Below are 22,706 nucleotides of genomic sequence, written 5' to 3'. Positions count from 1 at the left end.
ACATTTTCTAGCGTTTCGACGCCAACCGCCCCGCACTCCAAGCCTTGTGCATAGCGCTTGTGATCGCGGCTTGCGGCACGCCGGGCTCGAAATGCAGCCGAAGGCAGTAGGAGTTTTTACATACCGAGATCCGGTGGCATACCGGAAACCGGGAAATAACCACACGGCATGCTCGTAATCAGGCGTATTACATTGTTGCGGCGAAAAAATTCTGCCCAATGGTGTGAAAAAACTCGACGAGCAGCGACGAAAGGAAATCTGTGAGCCAAACAGATCAAGGCGCACCTCGCCAAGACAGAAACTTGGCGGCTCTCCGCCTGCCCGAGCTGCGCAAACTCGCCAGCGAACTGGGCCTCAGGGGGACTTCCGCACTGCGCAAAGGCGATCTGATCGCCGCCATCAGCGGTGCACAAGCAGGAGATAAGCCAGCCGCAGCCGGCGCTAAATCTCAGGCGAAGGCCAAGAAGGCTTCGTCTAAGAACAACGCTTCCGCCGCCCAAGAAGCTGCATCCGAGGGGGATGTGCAGCAACAAGAGGGCTCAAAGCACAAGGCTGCCGAGCAGGCAGAAGAAGATCACCAGCCCAAGCGCCGCCGTCGTGCAGTGCGCACAGCACAGGTTGATCCCGCAGAACACGACAGCGCCGAGGATCGCTCCAAGGACTCCAAGGACGCTAAGGACGCTCAGGACTCCAAGGACCGCGACTCTAAGGACCGCGACTCTAAGGACCGCGACTCCAAGGATCGCGATTCTAAGGACAACAACGCAGAGCGCGAAGAAAATGAGCGCTATGAATCTCGTTCCGCTGCCCGCCGTGCGCGCCGCAACCGAGCACGCCGTGAGCAGCGCGATGATCGCGATAACAACCAACAGCAGGATGTAGATCGCGACCAGCGCCAAGACCAGCGCCAGGACGAAGACTCCGAGCACGATAAGCGCGAGAAGCGCGGCGGCCGCAACAATGATCGCAATGACCGCGGCGAGCGCAACAACGACCGCAACGACCGCAATGATCGCAACGACCGCGGTGATCGTAACGACCGCAACGACCGCAACGACCGCGGCGAGAACAACGAGCGAGGCAATCGTCGTAACCGCCGCAACCGCCGTGGCCGTGAGGATAACCGCAACGAAAACCGCGGCGATGCCCAGCAAAACAACAACCAGGGCCGCGACGATGAGCAGCTCCTGGACGTAGCCGGCATCCTCGACATTGTGGATAACAACGTGGCGTTCATCCGCACCACCGGCTATCACGCAGGTCCTGCCGATGTCTACGTCAATGGCCAGATGGTGCGCCGCTTCGGTCTGCGCGCCGGCGATGCAATCATCGGTAAGGCTCGTGCCAATAACGATCAGGGTGGCCGTGGGCGCAACCGCCAGAAGTACAACCCGCTGGTGCGCGTGGAATCCGTCAACGGTGTTGGGGTAGAAGAGGCCAAGCAGCGCCCGCAGTTTTCTAAGCTCACCCCGCTGTATCCGAACCAGCGTCTGCGTTTGGAAACGGACCCGAAGATCCTCACCACTCGCGTGATCGATCTGATTATGCCCATCGGTAAAGGCCAGCGCGCTTTGATCGTCTCCCCGCCGAAGGCAGGTAAGACGACCATTCTGCAAAACGTGGCCAATGCTATTGCTACCAACAACCCTGAGTGCTACCTCATGGTGGTGTTGGTAGACGAGCGCCCCGAAGAAGTTACCGATATGCAGCGCAGCGTCAAGGGTGAGGTGATTGCCTCTACCTTCGATCGCCCACCGAGCGAGCACACCGCCGTGGCCGAATTGGCCATCGAGCGTGCAAAGCGCCTGGTGGAACAAGGCCTCGATGTGGTGGTGCTGCTTGATTCCATCACTCGCCTTGGCCGTGCGTATAACAACAGCTCCCCGGCGTCTGGCCGCATCCTTTCCGGTGGTGTGGACTCCAATGCGCTGTATCCGCCAAAGCGTTTCCTTGGTGCTGCCCGCAACATTGAAAACGGCGGTTCGCTTACCATCATCGCCACCGCGATGGTGGAGACCGGTTCCGCTGGCGATACGGTGATCTTTGAAGAGTTCAAGGGCACCGGCAATGCCGAGCTCAAGCTCGATCGTAAGATCTCCGAGCGTCGCGTGTTCCCGGCTGTGGATGTCAACCCATCGGGTACTCGTAAAGATGAGCTGCTGCTGCCTCCAGAGGAAGCTCGTGTCATGCACAAGCTGCGCCGGATCCTTTCGGCCTTGGATTCTCAAGCGGCTATCGATTTGCTGATCAAGCAGTTGAAGAAGACGCGCAACAATGGGGAATTCCTCATGCAGGTGATGTCTTCTGCACCAATGGCTGCAGATTCGGAAGAGGAGTAATTCCCACGTGGCAAACCAAGTATCGGCGGTTGACGATATCGTCGCCGAGTACCAGGGCATAGAGATGCAAATGGCCGACCCAGAAACCATGGGCGACCAGGCGCTGTTTCGTAAGCTGTCCAAGCGATACTCCGAGCTGCAGCCGATTATCAATGTGAATAACCAATTGGTGCAGGCTCGTGAGGATCACGAGGCCGCAGCCGAGATGGCTCATGAAGACGCTGAGTTTAAGGAAGAAGCCCAGCGCCTCGAAGGCGAGATTGTCAATCTCGAAGAGCAGCTCGCTGATCTGCTTGCCCCGCGCGATCCTCACGATGGCGACGACATCGTCATGGAAGTCAAAGCCGGCGCAGGTGGCGAAGAGGCTGCCCTCTTTGCAGGCGAATTGGTGCGCATGTACCAGCGTTATGCCGATAAGCACGGGTTTAGCATGGAAGTGCTCGGCCTTTCGGAGTCGGATTTGGGTGGTGTGAAAGACATGACGCTTTCTATCCGCTCCAAGCAACCCTCCCGCGATGGTGCGTGGAGTGTGTTCAAGTTCGAAGGTGGTGTGCACCGCGTGCAGCGTGTGCCAGTCACCGAGTCGCAGGGGCGTATCCAAACCTCTGCCGCCGGTGTGCTGGTGTACCCCGAACCTGACGAGGTCGGCGAGGTCGAGATCGACGAAAAGGATCTGCGCATCGACGTCTACCGTTCTTCGGGCAAGGGCGGCCAGGGCGTGAACACCACCGACTCCGCTGTGCGCATCACCCACCTGCCTACCGGCTTGGTGGTGACCTGCCAGAAGGAACGTTCGCAGATCCAAAATAAGGCTCGCGCCATGCAGGTGCTGGCTGCTCGTTTGCAGGCTATTGCAGAAGAGGAAGCCAACGCCGAGGCCGCAGAAGGCCGCGCAGCCCAGATCCGCACCATGGATCGCTCGGAACGCATCCGCACCTATAACTGGCCGGAAAACCGCATCACCGATCACCGCATTGGTTTTAAAGCCAATAACCTTGACTCGGTGCTCGGCGGCGACTTGGACGATCTGTTCACCGCACTCCAGGCGGCTGAACGAGCAGAACGTTTAGAAGCGGAGTAACCATCACAGTGACGCATCTAGCTCAAGCGCTGCGTCAGGCCGAGGCCATTCTTGCGCAAGCAGGGGTGGCCTCTCCGCTTGTCGACGCCAAACTGATCGCATCCGATCTGCTCGCATGCAGCACGCTGGAATTGCATTTCCACCTCAACGAGCCAATTCCGCAGGGGTTTTGGGAGGCCGTTGAGCGCAGAAAAGCTCGCGAACCACTGCAATACATCCTCGGCCATGCCCCCTTTGGTCCCTTGGAACTCAAGGTAGGCCCTGGCGTTTTTATCCCGCGGCCAGAAACTGAGGTGCTTGCAGATTGGGCAGTCAAGCACACCCCACCTGCTGCCACCGTAGTGGACTTTTGCACCGGCTCAGGTGCTCTTGCGGCATATATTGCCCACTACTGCGATGCACAGGTGTGGGCCGTGGAGCGCTCTGTAGAGGCAAAGGCTTATGCCAAGCGCAACCTCCCGTCGGCAGTGCACCTTATCCAGGGCGATGCGGGAGATCTCGAACACCTCGCTGGGCTTTCACACCTAGAACAATCGGTAGATGTGGTGGTGAGCAACCCACCCTATGTTCCAGAAACCAAGGATCTGTCACCCGAGGTGTATTTTGATCCCCACGAGGCTGTTTTTGGTGGCAAGGACGGAATGGCGCTGATTCCGCGCCTGCTTGCAGTGGCGTTTAGGCTGCTCAAAGATGGTGGAGTTATAGGTGTAGAACATGACGATGCCACCTCCGCCCTCGTGCAGGAGGCCTTTGCTCAAGCCGGTTTCTCAGACATTCGCGTATTAAAAGATTTCACCGGTCGAGCACGTTTTGTCACCGGGAGTAAACTAAGCCAACGCACTAGCACAATTTTGAATGGACACTCGTGAGCAGAATCTTCGATTGCAGCAATAGCGCCACCCGCCAGGCCGGCATCAAAGCAGCCCAGGCGGCCGTAGCCGACGGGCGTTTGGTGGTCCTACCCACCGATACGCTGTATGGACTCGGCTGTGATGCCTTCAATAACCAGGCGGTAGCCAACCTCTTAGCCACCAAAAAACGCGGCCCGGATATGCCGGTGCCCGTTCTGGTGGGAAGCTGGGACACCGCACGGGGATTGGTGCACAACTTTGATCACCGCCTGGAAACGCTCATCGAGGCATTCTGGCCCGGTGCCTTAAGCATCGTCGTTTCCCAAGCTCCGAGCCTGCCTTGGAACTTAGGCGATACCCGAGGCACCGTGTTACTGCGCATGCCTTTGCACCCTATCGCCATTGAGCTGCTGCGCGAGACTGGGCCGATGGCAGTATCGAGTGCCAATATCACCGGCAATACGCCACCTAAGACGGCGATCGCCGCCAAGCAACAGCTCGGCGATGCCGTCAGCGTCTACCTCAATGGGGGAGAGACCCCGGTGGGGCAGGCATCCACGATTGTGGATGTCTCCGGTGCCACGCCGAAGGTCTTGCGTGAAGGATCCATCAGCGCAGCGCGCATCGAAGAGGTGCTTGGCACCAGCGTCGAGGTCAAGCAGCGCTAATGGGGTTGGGAGTAGCCGGCGTACCGCTGCGTGAATTAGGGCTGGTGCTGTTAGTGGCAGCCTCATTGACGTATCTCTGCACAGGTGCGGTGCGCGTGATCATGGTCAGCAGTGGTCGCATGGCAGAGATCCGAGAGCGCGATGTGCACAGTGTGCCCACCCCTCGCCTTGGCGGGGTGGCGATGTTCTCTGGATTCCTGGCAGCGGTCTTTCTTGCAGACCAGCTTCCAGCCTTGACTCGCGGCTTCCAGCCGGTGACCCCGGAGATGAATGCCGTGACGTGGGCGGCTTTTATCATCGTGATGGTGGGCGTTTTAGATGATCTGCTAGAACTCGACGCCTTTACCAAGCTGGCAGGGCAGATCCTGGCCGGCTTCGTGATGAGCCTTCTGGGCTTGACTTGGTCGGTTATCTACATCCCCTTCGGAGGCGGCACCACGTTGGTGCTCGACCCCGTGGCTTCTACCATCCTGACGGTGCTGCTTACTGTCACGTTGATCAACGCCATCAACTTCGTCGATGGCCTCGATGGTCTTGCCGCGGGCTTAGGTGGCATTGCCGGGCTAAGCATCTTGATGTTCTCGCTTACCGTGCTGCACGATCAAGGCGGCATGGTCTCGGCTTATCCGCCAGCCATCATCGCGGCGGCGTTGGTGGGTATTTGCGCCGGCATTTTGCCCCATAACTTCGAGCCGGCACGCATCTTCATGGGCGATACCGGCTCCATGCTGATTGGCCTGCTGCTTGCTGCTGGCTCCACATCTGCCAGCGGCAAGATCGATATGAGCCTGTTCGGCGTAGCCGATGTGCTCGCGCTGATGTCTCCGCTGATTGTGGTGGTAGCCGCAGTGTTTGTGCCTTTGCTGGACTTGGTTATGGCAGTGGTGCGAAGGATGCGCGCAGGCAAATCGCCATTTTCTGCCGATAAGATGCACCTGCACCACCGCCTGCTTCGCATGGGCCATACCCACCGCCGAGTGGTGCTGGTGCTCTACTCCTGGGTTTCGGTGGTCGCCTTTGGCGCCGTGGCATTCTCCATCGTGCCGCCTCTTGTTGCCATCGCCTTTATCGTCGTCTCTGCGGCCGTGGCAGCGGTGTTTACTTGGCGCCCGCGTCAACGTTCGCAGCCCACTGCAGTAGGGTAGTTCCTCGTGACTACTCCGCAATCGCCTTACGACGATCACCGTCGCCCGCTCCAGCGTGCGCTCAAGCTCGGCACCGGAGCCCTCATTGTCGTCAGCATCATCTCCCTAGCCGCTTGGGGAGCCTTTAGGGGCTTGCCTGGTATCTGGGGAGTGCTCCTGGGAGCCGCTATCGGTGGAGGCTTTATGCTGCTGACCGTCATTAGCGTCTTGGCCACCGCGCGCACCTCTACTACCACCACGGGTGCTGTGGTGCTTGGCGGATGGCTGCTGAAGATTATCGTCTTCCTCATCATCATGGTGGTGCTCAAAGATCTTTACTTCTACGATCACATGGCCTTATTCGTCACCGTGGTCATCGCCATGATCTGCGTGCTCGCCAGCGAAATGTATGGCGTAATTACCACCAATGTGACCTACGTTTCCGAATCCCAGCGCCCCGAATAGTTTCCAACGGTGGGGCAGTGCCGTCTCGCGTTATTCGCGGGGCGGCTTTGTGCTGTGTGGAATCCGTAAAAAATCCCCGTATTTTTCACGGTGTTTGCACAGCAGCGGGGGTGCTCGGGGGTAGGTCGAAAGATAAAAAATACTCAAGCCGGGCTCTGCCCGGCTTCTTTTTGCCCCTGAATGGTGGGTGTGAGCGACCTTACAGCACGCTGTTTTTCCTGCATAGGGGCATGGCGCGCGAGAGGTGACCGCGGGGGTAATAAATGGCCGGAAGGTGTGTCGATATTTGTGGGAAACCCCTGATAGAGTTTCTTAACGGATAAACACCTGCTGCGCCTTGCGCTTTAGGCCGTGTTAATCCCAGTGGCTACCTTGCTGATGTGCGACGGAATCCTTGGTAGTCATGAGAGTTTTCAGACGTCCATCGCACCGGAGCGTATCGCCGTTTTACGGAAATGCGCCTCGGCCCGAACACGGGAGAGAACGCTGAGCGTTACATTTATGGCCACGAAGGGTGAATTTCATGCACCCACCGTGGAACACGAATTCTTCCCGGAACCAATCTGGTTTGCTAACAGTGATTGGTTCGCAATCGACCGTCTGATGTTCGTCCGTCTGCTGATGGGCCTGGTAATTGTCCTATTCTTCGGTATTGCGATGCGCAAGCCGAAGCTGATCCCAAGCGGCCTGCAAAACGTCGCGGAGATCATGCTGGACTTTGTCCGAATCAACATTGCTGAAGAGATCCTGGGCAAAAAGGAAGCAAAACGCTTCCTTCCTGTGCTCGCGACCATCTTCTTCATCGTGCTGTTCGGCAACCTACCTTCGGTGATCCCTTTCCTTAACATCTCGCCAAATGCCCGCGTGGGCATGCCTTTGGTGCTGGCTGTTTTTGGTTATATCGCCTTCATCTACGCAGGCGCGAAGCGCTACGGCTTCTTCAAATACGTGAAGTCTTCGGTGGTTATTCCTAATCTGCACCCCTTGCTGCACCTGCTCGTGGTGCCCCTGGAATTCCTCTCCACCTTCATCCTCCGTCCCGCAACGTTGACCATCCGTTTGTTGGCCAACATGCTGGCCGGACACATCATCCTCGTTCTGCTGTTTTCTGCCACGAACTTCTTCTTCTGGCAGCTCAATGGCTGGACGGCGCTGTCCGCAGTAACCATCGTTGCCGCGGTCGCGTTCACGCTATTCGAACTCCTGGTGGTCTTCATCCAGGCGTACATCTTCGCTCTGCTGAGTGCGGTGTACATCGAATTGTCGCTGCACGCTGACGAACACTGACCTCGCTTGCCACAAGCGGACACAAAGTTTCAATAACACCAACGCTCGGAAGACACACTTCATCCGGGCACCTAGAAAGGGAACGACATTCTCATGAACGAAGTCATTCTGGCCCAGGGTGCTGAAGGCATCACCGGCAACATCGCAACCGTCGGCTACGGTCTGGGCACCATGGGTCCGGGCATCGGCATCGGCATCCTCGTGGGCAAGGCTCTCGAGGGCATGGCACGTCAGCCCGAGATGGCCGGCAAGCTGACCACCAACATGTTCATCGGTATCGCATTCGTTGAGGCCCTCGCCCTGATCGGCCTCGCCGCAGGCTTCGTCCTCACCTAAATCACACTTCGACACGAAAGCCGAGAATCATGACGAACGTCATTCAATACCTTGCAGCAGAGGGAGAGCATCTGCCTTGGGAAGAGGCTCCTAACCCGCTCCTTCCTGCTGGATACGACATCGTCTGGTCGCTCGTCGTGCTCGTTGTGGTCGCGCTGCTGTTCACCAAGCTGGTGCTACCTAAATTCCAGGAAGTGCTGGCCGAGCGCGAAGATCGAATCAAGGGCGGTATCCAGCGCGCCGAGGCTGCTCAGGCAGAAGCCAAGGCCGCATTGGAGAAGTACAACGCACAGCTCGCTGAGGCCCGCGCCGAAGCAGCCGAGATCCGCGAAGAAGCCCGCGCTAAGGGCAAGCAGATCGAAGCTGATATGAAGGCAAAGGCCACGGAAGAAAGCGCTCGCATCATCGAATCCGGTGAGCGTCAGCTTCTTGCTCAGCGCGAGCAGGTTGTGACTGAACTTCGCCGCGAGATGGGGCAGAACTCCATCAATCTTGCCGAGCGTCTGCTCGGAGACCAGCTCTCCGACGACATCAAGCGTTCTGGCACGATTGACCGGTTCCTCGCCGATCTCGATACCGTGTCTCCCGCAGGAAAGTGAGCACCATGCACGCAGCGAGCCGCGAAGCACTAGCCGCCGTTACCTCCCACCTCGATCAAGCGTTGTGGGATGCAAAGGAGCAGGCCACCCCTACCGCAGCACAGATTGGCGCCGAGCTTTTCGACGTCGTCGACGTCCTGGATCAGGATCGTTCCCTGCGCGTTGCGGTTGCCGATGCTTCTACGAGCGCAGACCAGCGCGCCGGCTTGGTTGCTGCAGTGTTTGAGGGAAAGGTTTCCCCCGCGACGCTTGAGGTGGTTATTACCTCCGCACGCGAGACGTGGTCCAACCCGCGCGAATTCCGCGCAGGCTTGGTATCACTGGGACGCCGTTCGCTGATGCGCTCCGCCGAAGGTCAAGGCCAGCTCGCGCAGGTGGAAGAGGAGCTCTTCCAACTTTCGCGAATCCTGGAACGCGAGCCGCAGTTGACCCTGCTGCTCGACGAGCGCAGTGCTGCACCAAGCAGGCGACGTGACCTGATGGCGAAGGTGCTCTACGGCAAGGTCACTGCTGTGACCGAAGCCCTGGCACTGCAGGCCATTGCTCGACCGGAGCACAACGTCATCGACGACATCCGTGCTATCTCCGACGACGTTGCAACTTTGCAAGGTCGCACGGTTGCGCACGTGGTGGCCGCATCCCCCTTGAGCAACGAGCAAACCGACGCACTGTCGCACAAGCTAGAGCGAATTTATGGTCGCGAGATGTCCATCCACTCTGAGGTTGATCCCAGCCTCCTCGGCGGCATGGTCATCCGTGTAGACGACGAAGTTATCGACGGATCCACCTCGGGCAAGCTCGAGCGTCTCCGCGCACACCTCGTCTAATACGCGACGACAGAAGAAGAAATTGCTGGAAGAAACTACCGAGAGCAGGAAGAACATGGCGGAGCTTACGATCTCCTCCGATGAGATCCGTAGCGCGATTGCGAACTACACCTCGAGCTACTCCGCGGAGGCCTCCCGTGAGGAGGTCGGCGTGGTCATTTCCGCAGCTGATGGTATCGCCCAGGTATCCGGGCTACCTTCAGTCATGGCAAATGAGCTCATTGAGTTCCCCGGCGGCGTCATCGGCGTCGCACAGAACCTCGACACCGATCGCATCGGTGTGGTGGTCTTGGGTAACTACGAAACCCTAAAAGAAGGCGACGAAGTCCGACGCACCGGCGAAGTCTTGTCCATCCCCGTGGGTGACAAGTTCTTGGGCCGTGTGATCAACCCGCTTGGTCAGCCTATTGACGGCCTTGGCGAAATCGAGGCTGAAGAACAACGTGTGCTCGAACTGCAGGCACCTTCGGTGCTGCAGCGTCAGCCCGTGGAAGAGCCGATGCAAACCGGCATCAAGGCTATCGACGCGATGACCCCCATCGGCCGTGGTCAGCGTCAGCTGATCATTGGTGACCGCAAGACCGGTAAGACCGCGGTCTGCATCGACACCATCTTGAACCAGAAGTCCAACTGGGAGTCTGGCGATAAGAACAAGCAGGTTCGCTGCATCTACGTCGCCATTGGCCAGAAGGGCTCGACCATCGCAGCCGTGCGCAAGACGCTCGAAGAGCATGGCGCACTGGAGTACACCACCATCGTGGCAGCTCCTGCATCCGACTCCGCAGGCTTTAAGTGGCTCGCACCTTTCGCAGGTGCCGCTCTTGGCCAGCACTGGATGTACCAGGGCAACCACGTACTGGTGATCTACGATGATCTGACCAAGCAGGCCGAGGCATACCGTGCCATCTCCCTGCTGCTTCGCCGTCCTCCGGGACGCGAGGCTTACCCCGGTGACGTCTTCTACCTCCACTCCCGTCTGCTGGAGCGTGCTGCAAAGCTCTCCGACGACATGGGTGCAGGCTCGATGACCGCACTGCCGATCATCGAAACCAAGGCAAACGACGTGTCTGCCTTCATTCCCACCAACGTCATTTCGATTACCGACGGTCAGGTCTTCTTGGAGTCCGACCTCTTTAACCAGGGTGTTCGCCCGGCTATTAACGTCGGTGTCTCCGTTTCCCGTGTGGGTGGCGCAGCACAGACCAAGGGTATGAAGAAGGTTTCCGGTAGCTTGCGTCTGGACCTCGCTGCATACCGTGACCTGGAAGCGTTCGCCGCTTTCGCCTCCGATCTGGACGCCGCTTCTAAGAAGCAGCTTGATCGTGGCGCACGTCTGGTTGAGTTGCTCAAGCAGGCCGAAAACGCACCGCAGTCCGTAGAGCACCAGATTGTGACCATCTGGCTCGCAGGCAACGGCCACTTCGACACCGTTCCCGTCGAAGACATCCGTCGCTTCGAAGCCGAATTGGTTGATCATCTGCACTCTGCAACCCCTGAGGTATTCGAGCAGATCGCCGGTGGCGCTCAGCTTTCCGAAGAATCCCAAGAGGCACTCGTTGCAGCTACGGACGACTTCAAGCGCACCTTCCAAACCACTGATGGCAAGCCTGTGATTAATGAGCCTGAGGTCGAGGCACTGCCTGCCGACCAGGTGAAGAAGAACACGCTGAACGTGAAGAAGTAAGGCTAAGGCCTTGCAAACAATGATCCATCAAGGTACAGAAGGGAGGCGAAGGATTTATGGCTAATCTTCGAGAGCTACGCGACCGTATCCGGTCAGTGAACTCAACGAAGAAGATCACCAAGGCTCAAGAGCTGATCGCAACCTCGCGCATCACCAAAGCTCAAGCCAGGGTAGAAGCTTCACAGCCCTACGCCAACGAGATCCACAGCGTCATGGAACGCTTGGCATCGGCGAGCTCCCTTGATCACCCGATGCTTCGCGAACGTGAAGGCGGACGTCGCGCTGCCGTGCTAGTGGTCACCAGTGACCGCGGCATGGCCGGTGGCTACAACTACAACGTGTTTAAGAAGGCAGCCGAACTCATTCGGATGCTTGAAGACAACGGCTATGAAGTAGTTCGCTATGTCACCGGTAACAAGGGCGTTGGCTACTACCGCTTCCGCGACGAGCCCGTGGCAGGTGCTTGGACTGGCTTCTCGCAGGATCCTTCGTGGGACGAAACACACGATGTGCGTCGCCATATGATCGATGGCTTTATCGCCGGATCCAATGGCACCACGAAGCAACGCGCTGGCTTGAACGCCGATGAAGACCAGGACGTTCAAGGCTTCGACCAGGTACACGTTGTGTACACCGAATTCGAGTCGATGCTGACCCAGACTGCCGTTGTGCACCAGCTTCTGCCGATCGAACCGGTGATTCACACCGAGCCGATCCAGCAAGGCGAAGACATCCTCACGGATGCCGGTGATCCACACGCAGATGTTGATTTCGAACCAGATGCAGACACCCTCTTGGAGGCACTGCTTCCTAAGTACGTGTCTCGCAGCCTGTTCGCAATCTTCCTCGAAGCAGCAGCAGCCGAATCCGCTTCACGCCGTACGGCCATGAAGTCGGCAACTGATAACGCAACTGCGCTGGTCAAAGACCTCTCGCGTGTTGCTAACCAGGCTCGCCAAGCACAGATTACCCAGGAAATCACAGAGATCGTCGGTGGCGCAGGCGCGCTCGCCGAAAGCGGAGAAAGTGACTAGATTATGACCACAGCTCTACAAGAGCAGAACACGCAACAGGCGGCTTCCGTCGGTCGCGTTGTGCGCGTCATCGGTCCGGTCGTCGACGTGGAATTCCCGCGCGGCGAGCTGCCGGCCCTCTATAACGCGCTGACTGTCGAGGTCACCCTCGAAGCAGTCGCCAAGACCATTACCCTCGAGGTGGCTCAGCACCTCGGCGATAACCTCGTGCGCACGGTGTCCATGGCACCGACCGACGGCCTCGTCCGCGGCGCTGAGGTCAAAGACAGCGGCAAGCCGATCTCGGTGCCCGTTGGCGATGTGGTGAAAGGCCACGTCTTCAACGCACTGGGCGATTGCCTCGACGAGCCCGGCCTCGGCCGCGACGGTGAGCAGTGGGGCATCCACCGCGATCCGCCGCCCTTCGATCAGCTCGAAGGTAAGACCGAAATCCTCGAAACCGGCATTAAGGTCATCGACCTGCTTACCCCCTACGTCAAGGGCGGCAAGATTGGCCTGTTCGGTGGTGCTGGTGTGGGCAAGACCGTGCTCATCCAGGAAATGATCACCCGTATCGCCCGCGAATTCTCCGGTACCTCGGTGTTCGCTGGTGTGGGTGAGCGTACCCGTGAGGGCACCGACCTCTTCCTGGAAATGGAAGAAATGGGCGTGCTTCAAGACACCGCCCTGGTGTTCGGCCAGATGGACGAGCCCCCAGGAGTTCGTATGCGCGTGGCGCTGTCCGGCCTGACCATGGCGGAGTACTTCCGCGATGTTCAGCACCAGGACGTGCTGTTGTTCATCGACAACATCTTCCGTTTCACCCAGGCTGGCTCCGAGGTTTCGACCCTGCTCGGTCGTATGCCTTCCGCCGTGGGCTACCAGCCCACCCTGGCTGACGAGATGGGTGTGCTCCAGGAGCGCATTACCTCTACCCGTGGTAAGTCGATTACCTCGCTGCAGGCCGTCTACGTGCCTGCCGACGACTACACCGACCCGGCTCCTGCCACCACCTTCGCGCACCTCGATGCCACCACCGAGCTTGACCGTGCGATTGCATCGAAGGGTATTTACCCCGCAGTGAACCCGCTGACTTCTACCTCTCGTATCCTCGAGCCCGGTATCGTCGGAGAGCGTCACTACGAGGTTGCCCAGCGTGTGATCCACATTCTGCAGAAGAACAAGGAACTGCAGGACATCATCGCCATCCTCGGTATGGACGAGCTTTCCGAAGAAGACAAGATCACCGTGCAGCGCGCACGTCGTCTGGAGCGCTTCTTGGGCCAGAACTTCTTCGTCGCAGAGAAGTTCACCGGCATCCCCGGCTCCTACGTGCCGCTGTCTCACACGATCGACGCCTTCGAGCGCATCTGCAACGGCGACTTCGACCACTACCCTGAGCAGGCCTTCAACGGCTTGGGTGGTTTGGATGACGTTGAGGCTGCCTACAAGAAGATGACCGAGAAGTAGGAGGCACGCACATGGCTGACATCACCGTAGAACTGGTCTCCGTCGAGCGACTGCTTTGGTCCGGTAAGGCGAGCATCGTCACCGCGCAGACCACTGAGGGTGAGATCGGCGTGCTGCCCGGCCACGAACCCATGTTCGGCCAGTTGGTCGAAGATGGTGTCGTGACCATTCGTCCCATCGACGGTGCCAAGAAGGTAGCGGCGGTTCAGGGCGGTTTCCTCTCCGTCACCACAGAGAAGGTCACCATCCTTGCCGATTACGCCATCTGGGCCGATGAGGTAGATACCGCCGAGGCGGAAAAGAACCTGCATAGCGAAGACGAGGCTATGAAGGCGCGCGCTGGCGCTCACCTCAAGGCCGTGCGTCGCAGCACTGAGTCTTAACGCTCAAGCACAAAGCTCCCATGAGAAATCATGGGAGCTTTTGCATATGGTTTGCAGGACTGAAAAAGAGAGGTACTATTGCCTCAAGTGACACATCGGGTCGAGCATAAAGGTGAATTGACGTGGCGTTTCTCCTATTTTCTCTCGTAGCAGTATTCGCCGTGTTTGCCATGCTCATCGCTTGGCGTTTTATTACTCTTCGCTCGCGTGGCACTTCAGTGACCTTGCGTCGAATGCCGGCTCAGGGCGTGCATGGTTGGCGCCACGGGCTGTTTCGCTATTCCGGCTCCTCACTGCAGTATTACAAGCTTCGCTCTGTTTTGCCCTTTGCCAACGTCACCTTCCAACGCAAAGATGTAGCACTCATCGGCCATCGTTCGCTCACCGAGCACGAGGCCGAATTTTTGTCCCCTGCGCAGCATATTCTTACAGTGCGCTTCTCCTCCAAAGAATATGAACTCGCCCTTGAGCCACGCGCAGAGATGGCCTTTACCGCCTGGATCGAGGCTGCCCCCGATGCGCGCATGGAACGCATCGACGTAAAAGCCCTGCGTAGAAAGATGAGCACAAACCGCCCGAGCGTATGAGCTAGGGTAGTGCGCATGCGTCTCGTTATTGCTCGCTGCAGCGTGGATTATGTAGGTAGGCTCCAAGCCCATTTGCCCATGGCAGATCGATTGCTCATGGTCAAAGCCGATGGGTCAGTATCCATCCACGCCGATGACCGCGCCTATAAGCCCCTGAATTGGATGACGCCACCGTGCTCATTGGCTGAAGAATCACTCGAAGATGGCAGCACGTTGTGGGTGGTCGAAAACAAGAAGAAGGAACAACTGCGCATCCACATCGAGGCAGTGCATTCAGAGCTGAGCTTCGAGCTGGGTGAAGATCCAGGCCTACAAAAAGACGGAGTAGAAGACCACCTGCAAGCACTGCTGGCAGAACATATTGAAACCCTCGGTGATGACTACTCGCTGGTCCGCCGTGAATATCCAACAGCTATTGGGCCTGTAGATATTTTGTGCCGCGATGCCGATGGCCAGACCGTTGCCGTAGAAGTAAAGCGACGCGGCGGTATCGATGGAGTAGAGCAGTTGAGCAGATATTTGGAATTGCTCAACCGCGATGAGCTCCTTGCGCCAGTCCAAGGTGTGTTTGCTGCGCAGCAGATTAAGCCCCAGGCCAAAACCTTGGCGGAAGACCGCGGGATTCGCTGCGTGACCCTGGATTATGATGCGCTTCGCGGTGCGGAGTCACAAGAATTGCGTCTGTTTTAAATGGCTCGAAAAAATCGGCGCGAACGTCAAGCACCTAGGCCATTGCCACGCGATGGTGGTGCCTACTTTGGCACCCGCGCGGTGGAAGGGCCCAAGTGGGCCAATGGCGAGATTTATCTCATGCGGCAGATGGGTTCACATGCCGCCCAGAAGTTTTATATCTGCCCCGGCTGCAATCAAAATATTCCGCCCGGCATCGCCCACATCGTGGCCTGGCCACGAGATTTTGGACGTGGGGCAGAGGATCGACGTCATTGGCATAAGGGATGCTGGGAGCGTCGATAAGCTAAAAAAACACCGCCCGAAGGCGGTGGAAGTTTTAGGCAGCAGGTTCGGTGAGCTCGAGGAGTACTCCGCCAGCATCCTTGGGGTGCACGAAGTTGATGCGAGCCCCGCCGGTGCCACGCTTGGGCTCGGGATAGAGCAGGCGAACGCCCTGTTGCTTCAGGTGCGCTGAAAGCTCGTCAATATCCGAGGTGCGCAGGCACATCTGCTGCAGGCCGGGGCCTTTCTTATCAATGAACTTGGCAATGGTCGAGTCCTCATTCAGCGGTGCGAGCAACTGGATCATGCCGTCGGTTTCCTTGAGGTTCTTCGGGCCGATCATGGCCTCGGTAACGCCCTGTTCCTCGTTCGTCTCCTGGTGGTGATTGACCCACCCGAAGGCGCTGCGGTAGAACTCCACCGCCGCGTCGAGATCTGGAACCGCGATGCCAACGTGATCAAGGCAGATCACAAGCTCGTGGGGGATTTCAATATCAGCTACATTGTGGCTCATAGGCAACCAGTTTAGTACCGCGAGCCTGTTCGCGCAGGGTGAAAAAACTCACCTGCCAGCAGCTTTTCGCTAGGATGGGGCACTGTGATTATCGCCTTTTCAGTAGCCCCCACCGAGGTGCCAAATGCCCAGGCAGAAATGTCTGAGGCCGTGGCCGAAGCCATCCGGGTGGTGCGTGAATCCGGACTACCCAACGAAACCAACGCCATGTTCACCCTGATCGAAGGGGAATGGGACGAGGTAATGGCGGTGGTGAAAAAGGCCACCGACGCCGTGCTTGCCGTTTCACCACGAGTCGGGCTTGTGCTCAAGGCCGATATACGTCCCGGATACGATAAGCAGATCACCACCAAGGTGGAATCTGTAGAACGCCACTTGAAGCAAGGAGCTTAACAGCGATGACAGAGCCGCAATTTGCCCAAGGCGCGATCGACCTCGGCGCACTTGCCCAACAATCCCAGCGCTCCCAACCCCAGCAGGAAGGCGGCGCAGGCGAGCTGCAGGTTCATGCCGGCAATGTGCAGCAATTGGTAGAGATGTCGAACTCCACACCCGTGGTGGTGCTCATCGGCACCCAGCGCAGCGAGGCATCGGTGCAATTGCGCCAGCACTTCCAAGCGCTGGGATCCGAGCTACCCGGAGCGTTTAGCTTTGCGTATGTTGATGCGGATCAAGCAGCTGATGTGGCGCAGATGTTCGGTGTGCGCGCCTTGCCCACGGTAGTAGCGCTCTACCAAGGCCAGCCCCTTGCCAATTTCGAAGGTGCGCAACCAAAAGATGCCCTTCAGCAGTGGATCAAGGCCATCCAAAAAGCCACCGGCGCCGGCGGAGAAGAAGCAGCAGAGCAGCCAGCAGAGGATCCTCGCTTTGCCGAAGCCACGCAGGCTTTAAATGAGGGCGATTTTGATGCAGCCATCGCGGTGTACGAGAAGATTCTTGCCAGCGAACCTAAAAACGTAGAAGCCCAGCAGGCTCGCGATAATGTGCGTTTGCTTCAGCGCTTAGAACAGCACCAAGGCGAAGATCCCATCGCAATGGCGGAGGCCGCACCTGGGGATGTATCCCTTGCATTTGCTGCCGCAGACGCCCAAATCGCAGCAGGCGATGCCAGTGGTGCGTTCGAGCGTTTGATTGCCCTGTTGCGCCACAGCAGCGGCAAAGAGAAAAACGAGATCCGCGAGCGCCTCGTGGAGCTCTTCGCGCTGTATCCCGCAACTGATCCGAGGGTGCTCAAAGCACGCGGGGATATGGCCAATGCGCTGTTCTAAGCTGGGCTAGCGCTTCGCCCAAGCATCAGAGCGTATAGCCCAAGGAAAACGCGGCCTTTCACTACAAGGTGAAAGGCCGCGTTGTTGTATAAGCGCTTAATCAATCCAGCGGTAGAACTGCGCACTCATCGCAGGGATGTGCACTGTTAAGGAGTGGCTATAGCCATCCCAGCCGGTGTCCCATGCAGTCACAACAGGTTCCAGGCAGTTATCGGCACCCTCATACACTCCAGCATCGGAGTTGAAGATGCATTCCCAACGCCCGCCATTTGGCACGCCCAGCTTGTAGTTGGGCTGGGAGGTGCCACCAAAGTTGAAGGTGCCCAAGATCTTTTCACCATTGTTGCCGTAGCGCACGAAGGACAAGATGTTGTTTTGTGCATCGTCGGCCTTGGTCCAAGAAAAGCCTTCTGGCACATCGTCTTGGGTATAGAGCGCGGAGGAATCGCGATAGAGGCGGTTGAGATCGCTGAGCATTAGGCGAAGTCCCTCGTGATATTCGCCTTCCCAACCAACGCAATCATCCCAGTCAAGCGAGCGCCCCTCGGACCATTCGAGCACCTGACCAAATTCTTGGCCTTGGAAGAGCAGCTTCTTGCCTGGGTGGGCGTACATGTAGGCATAGAGCGCGCGAAGCCCGGCGGCCTTATTCCAGGCATCGCCTGGCATTTTCGTCCACAAGGAGCCCTTGCCGTGGACCACTTCATCGTGGCTAAAGGGAAGAACGAAACGCTCAGAGTAGGCATATACCAAGGAGAAGGTGATCTCGTGATGGTGGTACATGCGGTTGATTGGGTCTTCGGAGAAGTACTCGAGGGTGTCGTTCATCCACCCCATATTCCACTTGAGGTTAAAGCCAAGACCGCCCTGATCGGTGGGGGAGGTAACCCCAGGCCAGGAGGTTGATTCCTCGGCAATAGTGAGCACGCCCTGGTGGGTCTTGTGCACGGTGGCATTCATTTCTTGGAGGAACTGTACCGCCTCGAGGTTTTCGCGGCCGCCGTGGATATTGGGCAGCCACTCGCCTTCTTCGCGGGAGTAATCCAAATACAGCATGGAGGCCACGGCATCGACCCTGAGGCCGTCGACGTGGAATTCTTCTAGCCAGTACAAGGCATTAGCCACCAGGAAGTTACGCACCTCGGGGCGTCCGAAGTCAAAGACGTAGGTGCCCCAGTCGCGTTGCTCGCCGCGGCGCCAATCGGGGTGCTCATACAGCGGCTGGCCATCGAAGCGGCCCAAAGCGAAGTCATCTTTGGGAAAGTGCGCAGGCACCCAGTCGATGATCACGCCGATATTGCGGGCGTGGAAGGCGTCGATAAGCCTACGAAGCTCATCGGGCGAACCCCAGCGGGCCGAGGGAGCATAGTAGCCAGAAACCTGATAGCCCCAAGAACCGCCGAAGGGGTGCTCGGCTACCGGCATGAACTCCACGTGCGTGTAGCCCATCTCATCCACATAATCCACCAGCTCCGTTGCCAAATCGGCATAACTTAGCCCCTGGCGCCAAGAGCCCAGGTGCACCTCGTACACGCTCATCGGAGAGCTGATGTGATCAGTATTGGCGCGAGCCTCAAGCCAGGCATCGTCATTCCAGGTGTAGTGGCTACCTGCAATCACCGAGCCGGTAGCAGGCGGAGCCTCAGATTGGCGTGCCAGCGGATCGGCCTTATCAATGCGGCGCCCATCGTGGGTATGGATGCAGAACTTATACACCTCGCCAGCACCGATGCCCGGAATAAACAGCTCCCATACGCCCGAAGCGCCCAGGGAACGCATGGGGTACTGGTTAGGGTTCCATCCGCAGAAATCGCCAATGACGGCCACGCCAGCGGCATTCGGAGCCCACACCGCGAATGCGGTTCCTGCTACATCACCCATGTGGCTGGGGCGAGCACCCAGCACCTCCCAGAGACGCTCGTGGCGGCCTTCGCGGATGAGATGAAGATCGAATTCACCAACACTGGGCAGGAAATGATAAGCATCGGCGATGGTGGAGTGGTGGCCGCCGTGCCAGTCGATCTCGAAAACATAATCGCTGATGGTGGAATCGACCACCACGGCGAAGATGTCGTCGCCGATGGGATTCATTTCATAGCGGCGCCCGCCGCTTTGTACGGCGACGCGTTCTGCGCCGAGTTGGCGCGTGCGAATCACCGCGTTGCGCTCGTCGATGAGGTGCCAACCCAGCAGGCCATGGGGATTGAAGTGGCGGCAGGTGGTGAGCAAGTGGCGATCATGCTCGCTAATGTGAATGTGCTCGGACATGCTTTCCTTTTGGGTTAGTTGTGGTAATCGACTTCATTGCGCCACGCAAGCTGCTCTCGGGCTTCTGGTCGAACATCAGGCAGCTCGAGAATATGGGCAACATCGCTGTGCGGATCTAAACGCACAAAGGTGTGCTTGCGCCAGGGGAATTCATGGGCGCTGACCAAATCGCGCACCTGGAACTCGGCATAGTCTTCCTGGCCAATGCGATCCATCCGAAGATCCACGGTGCCTTCTTGGGTGAATTCCGAGTCAAGATTGACCACCACCAGCACAGCATTACCGCTGGCCGGATCTACCTTGGAATAAGCCAGCAGCTTCTCATTGCTGGTGGGGTGGAAATCCAAGATGCGCTGCTGCTGCAAAGCGGGGTGATCGCGTCGGATCTGGTTAAGCAGCGTTAAGTAGGGTTCCAAAGACTCATTGCGGTGCAAAGGACCATCGAAGTCGCGGGGGCGAAGCTGGAACTTTTCAGAATCCAGGTATTCCTCGCTGCCGTGGTGCAAAGCGCGGTGCTCGAAAATTTCGAAGCCCGAGTACACACCCCACAGCGGAGACATGGTGGAGGCCAGTGTCGCGCGGATAGCAAACATGGCAGGCCCGCCGTATTGCAGGGAGGCATGCAAGATATCGGGGGTGTTGACAAAGAGGTTCGGGCGCATCACATCGGCCATCGCGGCAATGTCTTGGCCGAACTCTTCTAATTCTTCCTTGGTGGTTTTCCAGGTGAAGTAGGTATAAGACTGGCTAAATCCAGCCTTAGCCAAACCATAAAGGCGCGCCGGGCGGGTAAAGGCCTCGGCCAGGAAGATCACCTCGGGGTGTTGCTCATGCACCGTAGAGATCAGCCAATGCCAGAAGTTGGTGGGCTTGGTGTGGGGGTTATCCACGCGGAAGGTGTGCACTCCCTGTGCAATCCAAAACTCCACCACCCGAAGGATCTCTTTGTAGATCTTCTCCGGGGCATTATCGAAGTTGAGAGGATAAATATCCTGGTACTTCTTGGGTGGGTTTTCGGCATAGGCGATGGTGCCATCGGCAAGCACGGTGAAAAACTCTGGGTGGCTTTTCGCCCAAGGGTGATCCGGTGCCGCTTGAAGTGCGAGGTCCAAGGCCACCTCGAGCCCGAGTGCCTCGGCGCGCTGCATGAGCTTGGCAAAATCTTTGAGCGTGCCAAGTTCCGGGTGAGTGGCATCGTGGCCGCCTTCTGCCGAGCCGATGGCCCAAGGCGATCCCACATCTTCTGGCTCGGGGATCAGGGTGTTATTGCGGCCTTTGCGGTTGAGCTTTCCAATGGGGTGGATGGGCGGGAAGTAGACGGTATCAAAGCCCATGCGCGCCACGCGCTCGAGTGCATCCGCGGTACTAGCGAAGGTGCCGTGGATGGGATTGCCGTGTTCATCCCAGCCGCCAGTAGAACGGGGAAAAAGCTCATACCAGCTAGAAAACTGCGCCTTTTTGCGTTCCACCAACACTGGGTGCTCTTCGCCTCGGGTGAGCAGCTCGCGCAAGGGGTGCGCCTCTAAGATCTTCGATACTCGATGCGAAAGCGCCGGTGCCACACGGGCACGCAAGGCATCGTCTGAGCGCAGCGCATCGGCGGCCTGGTGCAGGGCGGCTTTGTCTTTTTTGTTCTTCAGGTTCTTCGCGGCAGCCTCGAAAAGCTCGACACCGTGGGCAAGATCATTGGCCAGTTCAGCTTCGGACTGTCCGGCCTCAATCTTGGTGGTGACGGCGTGGCGCCAGGTGGCAATCGGATCAGACCAAGCATCCACCCGGAAGCTCCAGTGGCCTGCTTCTTCGGCGCTGAAGGTGGCGTGCATCTTGTCTTGGTCGAAAGGATCGCGCACCATCGTGGTCGATCGCACGGAGCCGTCGGGTGCGGTGAGATTTAAGGTGGCGGAGATGACATCGTGGCCTTCGCGCCAAATCAGCGCGCTTACGGCAACAACCTCGCCAACGACAGCTTTTGAGGGCTGTGACCTGCCGGAAACCTTAGGGCGGACATCTTCAATGGCTAGTCTGCCGATCATGTCGTTGATGGCTCACTTTCGCTTCATCGTTCGGGTTGAGGCAATCGTGTTCCAGAGTAGTTCAGCTGTGTCACTTCCACATGCACAGTGAGAAATACGTCATTATGGAAGGTATGGATTCTTCACACACCGCGCCGCGCGACCCAGACCTTCTGCTCGACTTCGATGAGGTCTCGTTAATCCGCGGCGGAACCACACTGGTGGGCCCGGTGAATTGGCAGGTTGAGTTAGATGAACGCTGGGTGATTATCGGCCCCAACGGTGCTGGGAAAACCTCGCTATTGCGCATGGCAGCAGCCGAGGAGTTTCCCTCTCAAGGCAGGTTGTGGGTGCTTGGAGAGCGCATCGGTAAAACCGATATGCGCGACCTGCGAGCCTCAATCGGCATGAGCTCGGCGGCCTTAGCCAACCGCATCCCCGCCAATGAAAATGTGGGTGATCTGGTGATCTCAGCCGGCTACGCCATCCTTGGGCGTTGGCGTGAAGAATATGATGAGCTCGACCGCGAACGCGCCACCGACATTTTGGAACAAGTCGGCGCCTACCACCTTATAGATCGCACCTGGGGCACCTTGAGCGAAGGTGAACGCAAGCGCGTGCTCGTTGCCCGCGCGCTCATGACCGATCCGGAGCTTTTGCTTTTCGACGAACCAGGCGCCGGCATGGACCTCGGTGGTAGGGAAGACCTCGTGGCCTACATGGGGGATCTGGCCATGGATCCCGACGCCCCGGCGATGGTGGTTATCACCCACCACGTTGAGGAAATCCCCCTCGGCTTTACCCATGCCATGCTCCTAGACGAGGGCAGCGTGGTGGCCCAAGGCCTGATCGAAGATGTGCTCACCAGCGAGAACCTCACCAAGGCCTTCCATCAACCAATCGAGATCACCCAATTAGACGGGCGATACTTTGCTCGACGCGCTCGACGCGCGGGCAGTCATCGTCGATAAGCTAG

At 58.1% G+C, this 22,706-nt stretch carries 23 protein-coding genes; 20 read left to right on the top strand and 3 right to left on the bottom strand.

Annotated features, from left to right (window positions below; all coding sequences use genetic code 11):
- The first annotated feature begins 260 nt into the window (after positions 1-260).
- The 17 genes from rho (at position 261) to CPPEL_RS06655 (ending at position 15,689) form a co-directional block, all read left to right on the top strand.
- On the top strand, positions 261-2,339 hold the full coding sequence (rho, locus tag CPPEL_RS06735; RefSeq protein WP_123960400.1) for a transcription termination factor Rho: 2,079 nt from the start codon (positions 261-263) through the stop codon (positions 2,337-2,339).
- Positions 2,340-2,346: 7 nt separating this feature from the next.
- Positions 2,347-3,420: a peptide chain release factor 1 gene (prfA, locus tag CPPEL_RS06730; protein WP_123960399.1), complete on the top strand. Its 1,074-nt coding sequence runs from the start codon at positions 2,347-2,349 to the stop codon at positions 3,418-3,420.
- Positions 3,421-3,428: 8 nt separating this feature from the next.
- Positions 3,429-4,289: a peptide chain release factor N(5)-glutamine methyltransferase gene (gene prmC / locus CPPEL_RS06725; protein WP_123960398.1), complete on the top strand. Its 861-nt coding sequence runs from the start codon at positions 3,429-3,431 to the stop codon at positions 4,287-4,289.
- Entirely contained in the window at positions 4,286-4,939 is a 654-nt protein-coding gene (locus CPPEL_RS06720; protein ID WP_123960397.1) for an L-threonylcarbamoyladenylate synthase, read from the top strand. Before prmC ends, CPPEL_RS06720 begins: the two co-directional genes overlap by 4 nt.
- Positions 4,939-6,084, top strand: coding sequence for an MraY family glycosyltransferase (locus CPPEL_RS06715; protein WP_123960396.1), 1,146 nt, complete (start codon positions 4,939-4,941; stop codon positions 6,082-6,084). Before CPPEL_RS06720 ends, CPPEL_RS06715 begins: the two co-directional genes overlap by 1 nt.
- A gap of 6 nt (positions 6,085-6,090) precedes the next feature.
- Positions 6,091-6,528 (top strand): Cg1360 family ATP-synthase-associated protein, encoded by a 438-nt coding sequence (locus CPPEL_RS06710; RefSeq protein ID WP_123960395.1) that lies wholly within the window; start codon positions 6,091-6,093, stop codon positions 6,526-6,528.
- A 501-nt stretch (positions 6,529-7,029) separates the two neighbouring features.
- Positions 7,030-7,815 carry a F0F1 ATP synthase subunit A gene (gene atpB / locus CPPEL_RS06705; RefSeq protein ID WP_123960394.1) on the top strand — a complete coding sequence of 262 codons (786 nt, stop codon included), beginning with the start codon at positions 7,030-7,032 and terminating at the stop codon, positions 7,813-7,815.
- A 93-nt stretch (positions 7,816-7,908) separates the two neighbouring features.
- Entirely contained in the window at positions 7,909-8,151 is a 243-nt protein-coding gene (locus CPPEL_RS06700) for an ATP synthase F0 subunit C (protein WP_123960393.1), read from the top strand.
- Positions 8,152-8,180: 29 nt separating this feature from the next.
- Positions 8,181-8,750 (top strand): F0F1 ATP synthase subunit B, encoded by a 570-nt coding sequence (locus tag CPPEL_RS06695; protein ID WP_123960392.1) that lies wholly within the window; start codon positions 8,181-8,183, stop codon positions 8,748-8,750.
- A 5-nt stretch (positions 8,751-8,755) separates the two neighbouring features.
- On the top strand, positions 8,756-9,577 hold the full coding sequence (locus tag CPPEL_RS06690; RefSeq protein ID WP_123960391.1) for a F0F1 ATP synthase subunit delta: 822 nt from the start codon (positions 8,756-8,758) through the stop codon (positions 9,575-9,577).
- A gap of 55 nt (positions 9,578-9,632) precedes the next feature.
- Positions 9,633-11,261 carry a F0F1 ATP synthase subunit alpha gene (atpA, locus tag CPPEL_RS06685; protein ID WP_123960390.1) on the top strand — a complete coding sequence of 543 codons (1,629 nt, stop codon included), beginning with the start codon at positions 9,633-9,635 and terminating at the stop codon, positions 11,259-11,261.
- 56 nt (positions 11,262-11,317) lie between these two features.
- The gene (locus CPPEL_RS06680; RefSeq protein WP_123960389.1) at positions 11,318-12,295 is read left to right on the top strand and encodes a F0F1 ATP synthase subunit gamma; all 978 of its coding nucleotides are present in this window, start codon (positions 11,318-11,320) and stop codon (positions 12,293-12,295) included.
- Positions 12,296-12,298: 3 nt separating this feature from the next.
- Positions 12,299-13,744, top strand: coding sequence for a F0F1 ATP synthase subunit beta (gene atpD / locus CPPEL_RS06675; RefSeq protein WP_123960388.1), 1,446 nt, complete (start codon positions 12,299-12,301; stop codon positions 13,742-13,744).
- A gap of 11 nt (positions 13,745-13,755) precedes the next feature.
- Positions 13,756-14,127, top strand: a complete 372-nt coding sequence (locus tag CPPEL_RS06670) for a F0F1 ATP synthase subunit epsilon (RefSeq protein ID WP_123960387.1) — start codon at positions 13,756-13,758, stop codon at positions 14,125-14,127.
- Positions 14,128-14,249: 122 nt separating this feature from the next.
- Entirely contained in the window at positions 14,250-14,714 is a 465-nt protein-coding gene (locus CPPEL_RS06665; RefSeq protein WP_245990407.1) for a DUF2550 domain-containing protein, read from the top strand.
- A 15-nt stretch (positions 14,715-14,729) separates the two neighbouring features.
- Positions 14,730-15,404, top strand: coding sequence for an endonuclease NucS (gene nucS / locus CPPEL_RS06660; protein ID WP_123960386.1), 675 nt, complete (start codon positions 14,730-14,732; stop codon positions 15,402-15,404).
- A complete protein-coding gene (locus CPPEL_RS06655; RefSeq protein WP_123960385.1) occupies positions 15,405-15,689 on the top strand; it encodes a hypothetical protein in 285 nt (94 codons plus the stop codon).
- Positions 15,690-15,723: 34 nt separating this feature from the next.
- Here CPPEL_RS06655 and mce read toward each other — a convergent pair whose 3' ends face one another.
- Positions 15,724-16,182, bottom strand: a complete 459-nt coding sequence (gene mce, locus CPPEL_RS06650; RefSeq protein ID WP_123960384.1) for a methylmalonyl-CoA epimerase — start codon at positions 16,180-16,182, stop codon at positions 15,724-15,726.
- Between the two features lie 84 nt (positions 16,183-16,266).
- Between mce and CPPEL_RS06645 the strand changes: the two genes are divergently transcribed.
- Complete coding sequence (locus CPPEL_RS06645) at positions 16,267-16,575, top strand: MTH1187 family thiamine-binding protein (RefSeq protein ID WP_123960383.1); 309 nt, start codon at positions 16,267-16,269, stop codon at positions 16,573-16,575.
- Between the two features lie 5 nt (positions 16,576-16,580).
- Entirely contained in the window at positions 16,581-17,450 is an 870-nt protein-coding gene (locus tag CPPEL_RS06640; protein WP_123960382.1) for a tetratricopeptide repeat protein, read from the top strand.
- A gap of 96 nt (positions 17,451-17,546) precedes the next feature.
- On the opposite strand, the gene glgB is transcribed toward CPPEL_RS06640, so the two are convergent.
- Positions 17,547-19,718: a 1,4-alpha-glucan branching protein GlgB gene (gene glgB / locus CPPEL_RS06635; protein ID WP_123960381.1), complete on the bottom strand. Its 2,172-nt coding sequence runs from the start codon at positions 19,716-19,718 to the stop codon at positions 17,547-17,549.
- 14 nt (positions 19,719-19,732) lie between these two features.
- Positions 19,733-21,751, bottom strand: coding sequence for an alpha-1,4-glucan--maltose-1-phosphate maltosyltransferase (locus CPPEL_RS06630; RefSeq protein ID WP_123960380.1), 2,019 nt, complete (start codon positions 21,749-21,751; stop codon positions 19,733-19,735).
- Between the two features lie 104 nt (positions 21,752-21,855).
- On the opposite strand from CPPEL_RS06630, the gene CPPEL_RS06625 reads away from it, so the two are divergent.
- Positions 21,856-22,701: an ABC transporter ATP-binding protein gene (locus tag CPPEL_RS06625; protein WP_123961265.1), complete on the top strand. Its 846-nt coding sequence runs from the start codon at positions 21,856-21,858 to the stop codon at positions 22,699-22,701.
- Positions 22,702-22,706: the final 5 nt, after the last annotated feature.

The sequence above is a fragment of the Corynebacterium pseudopelargi genome, assembly GCF_003814005.1.
Classification (GTDB): Bacteria; Actinomycetota; Actinomycetes; order Mycobacteriales; family Mycobacteriaceae; genus Corynebacterium; species Corynebacterium pseudopelargi.
This window is presented reverse-complemented; position numbering and strand designations above follow the sequence as displayed.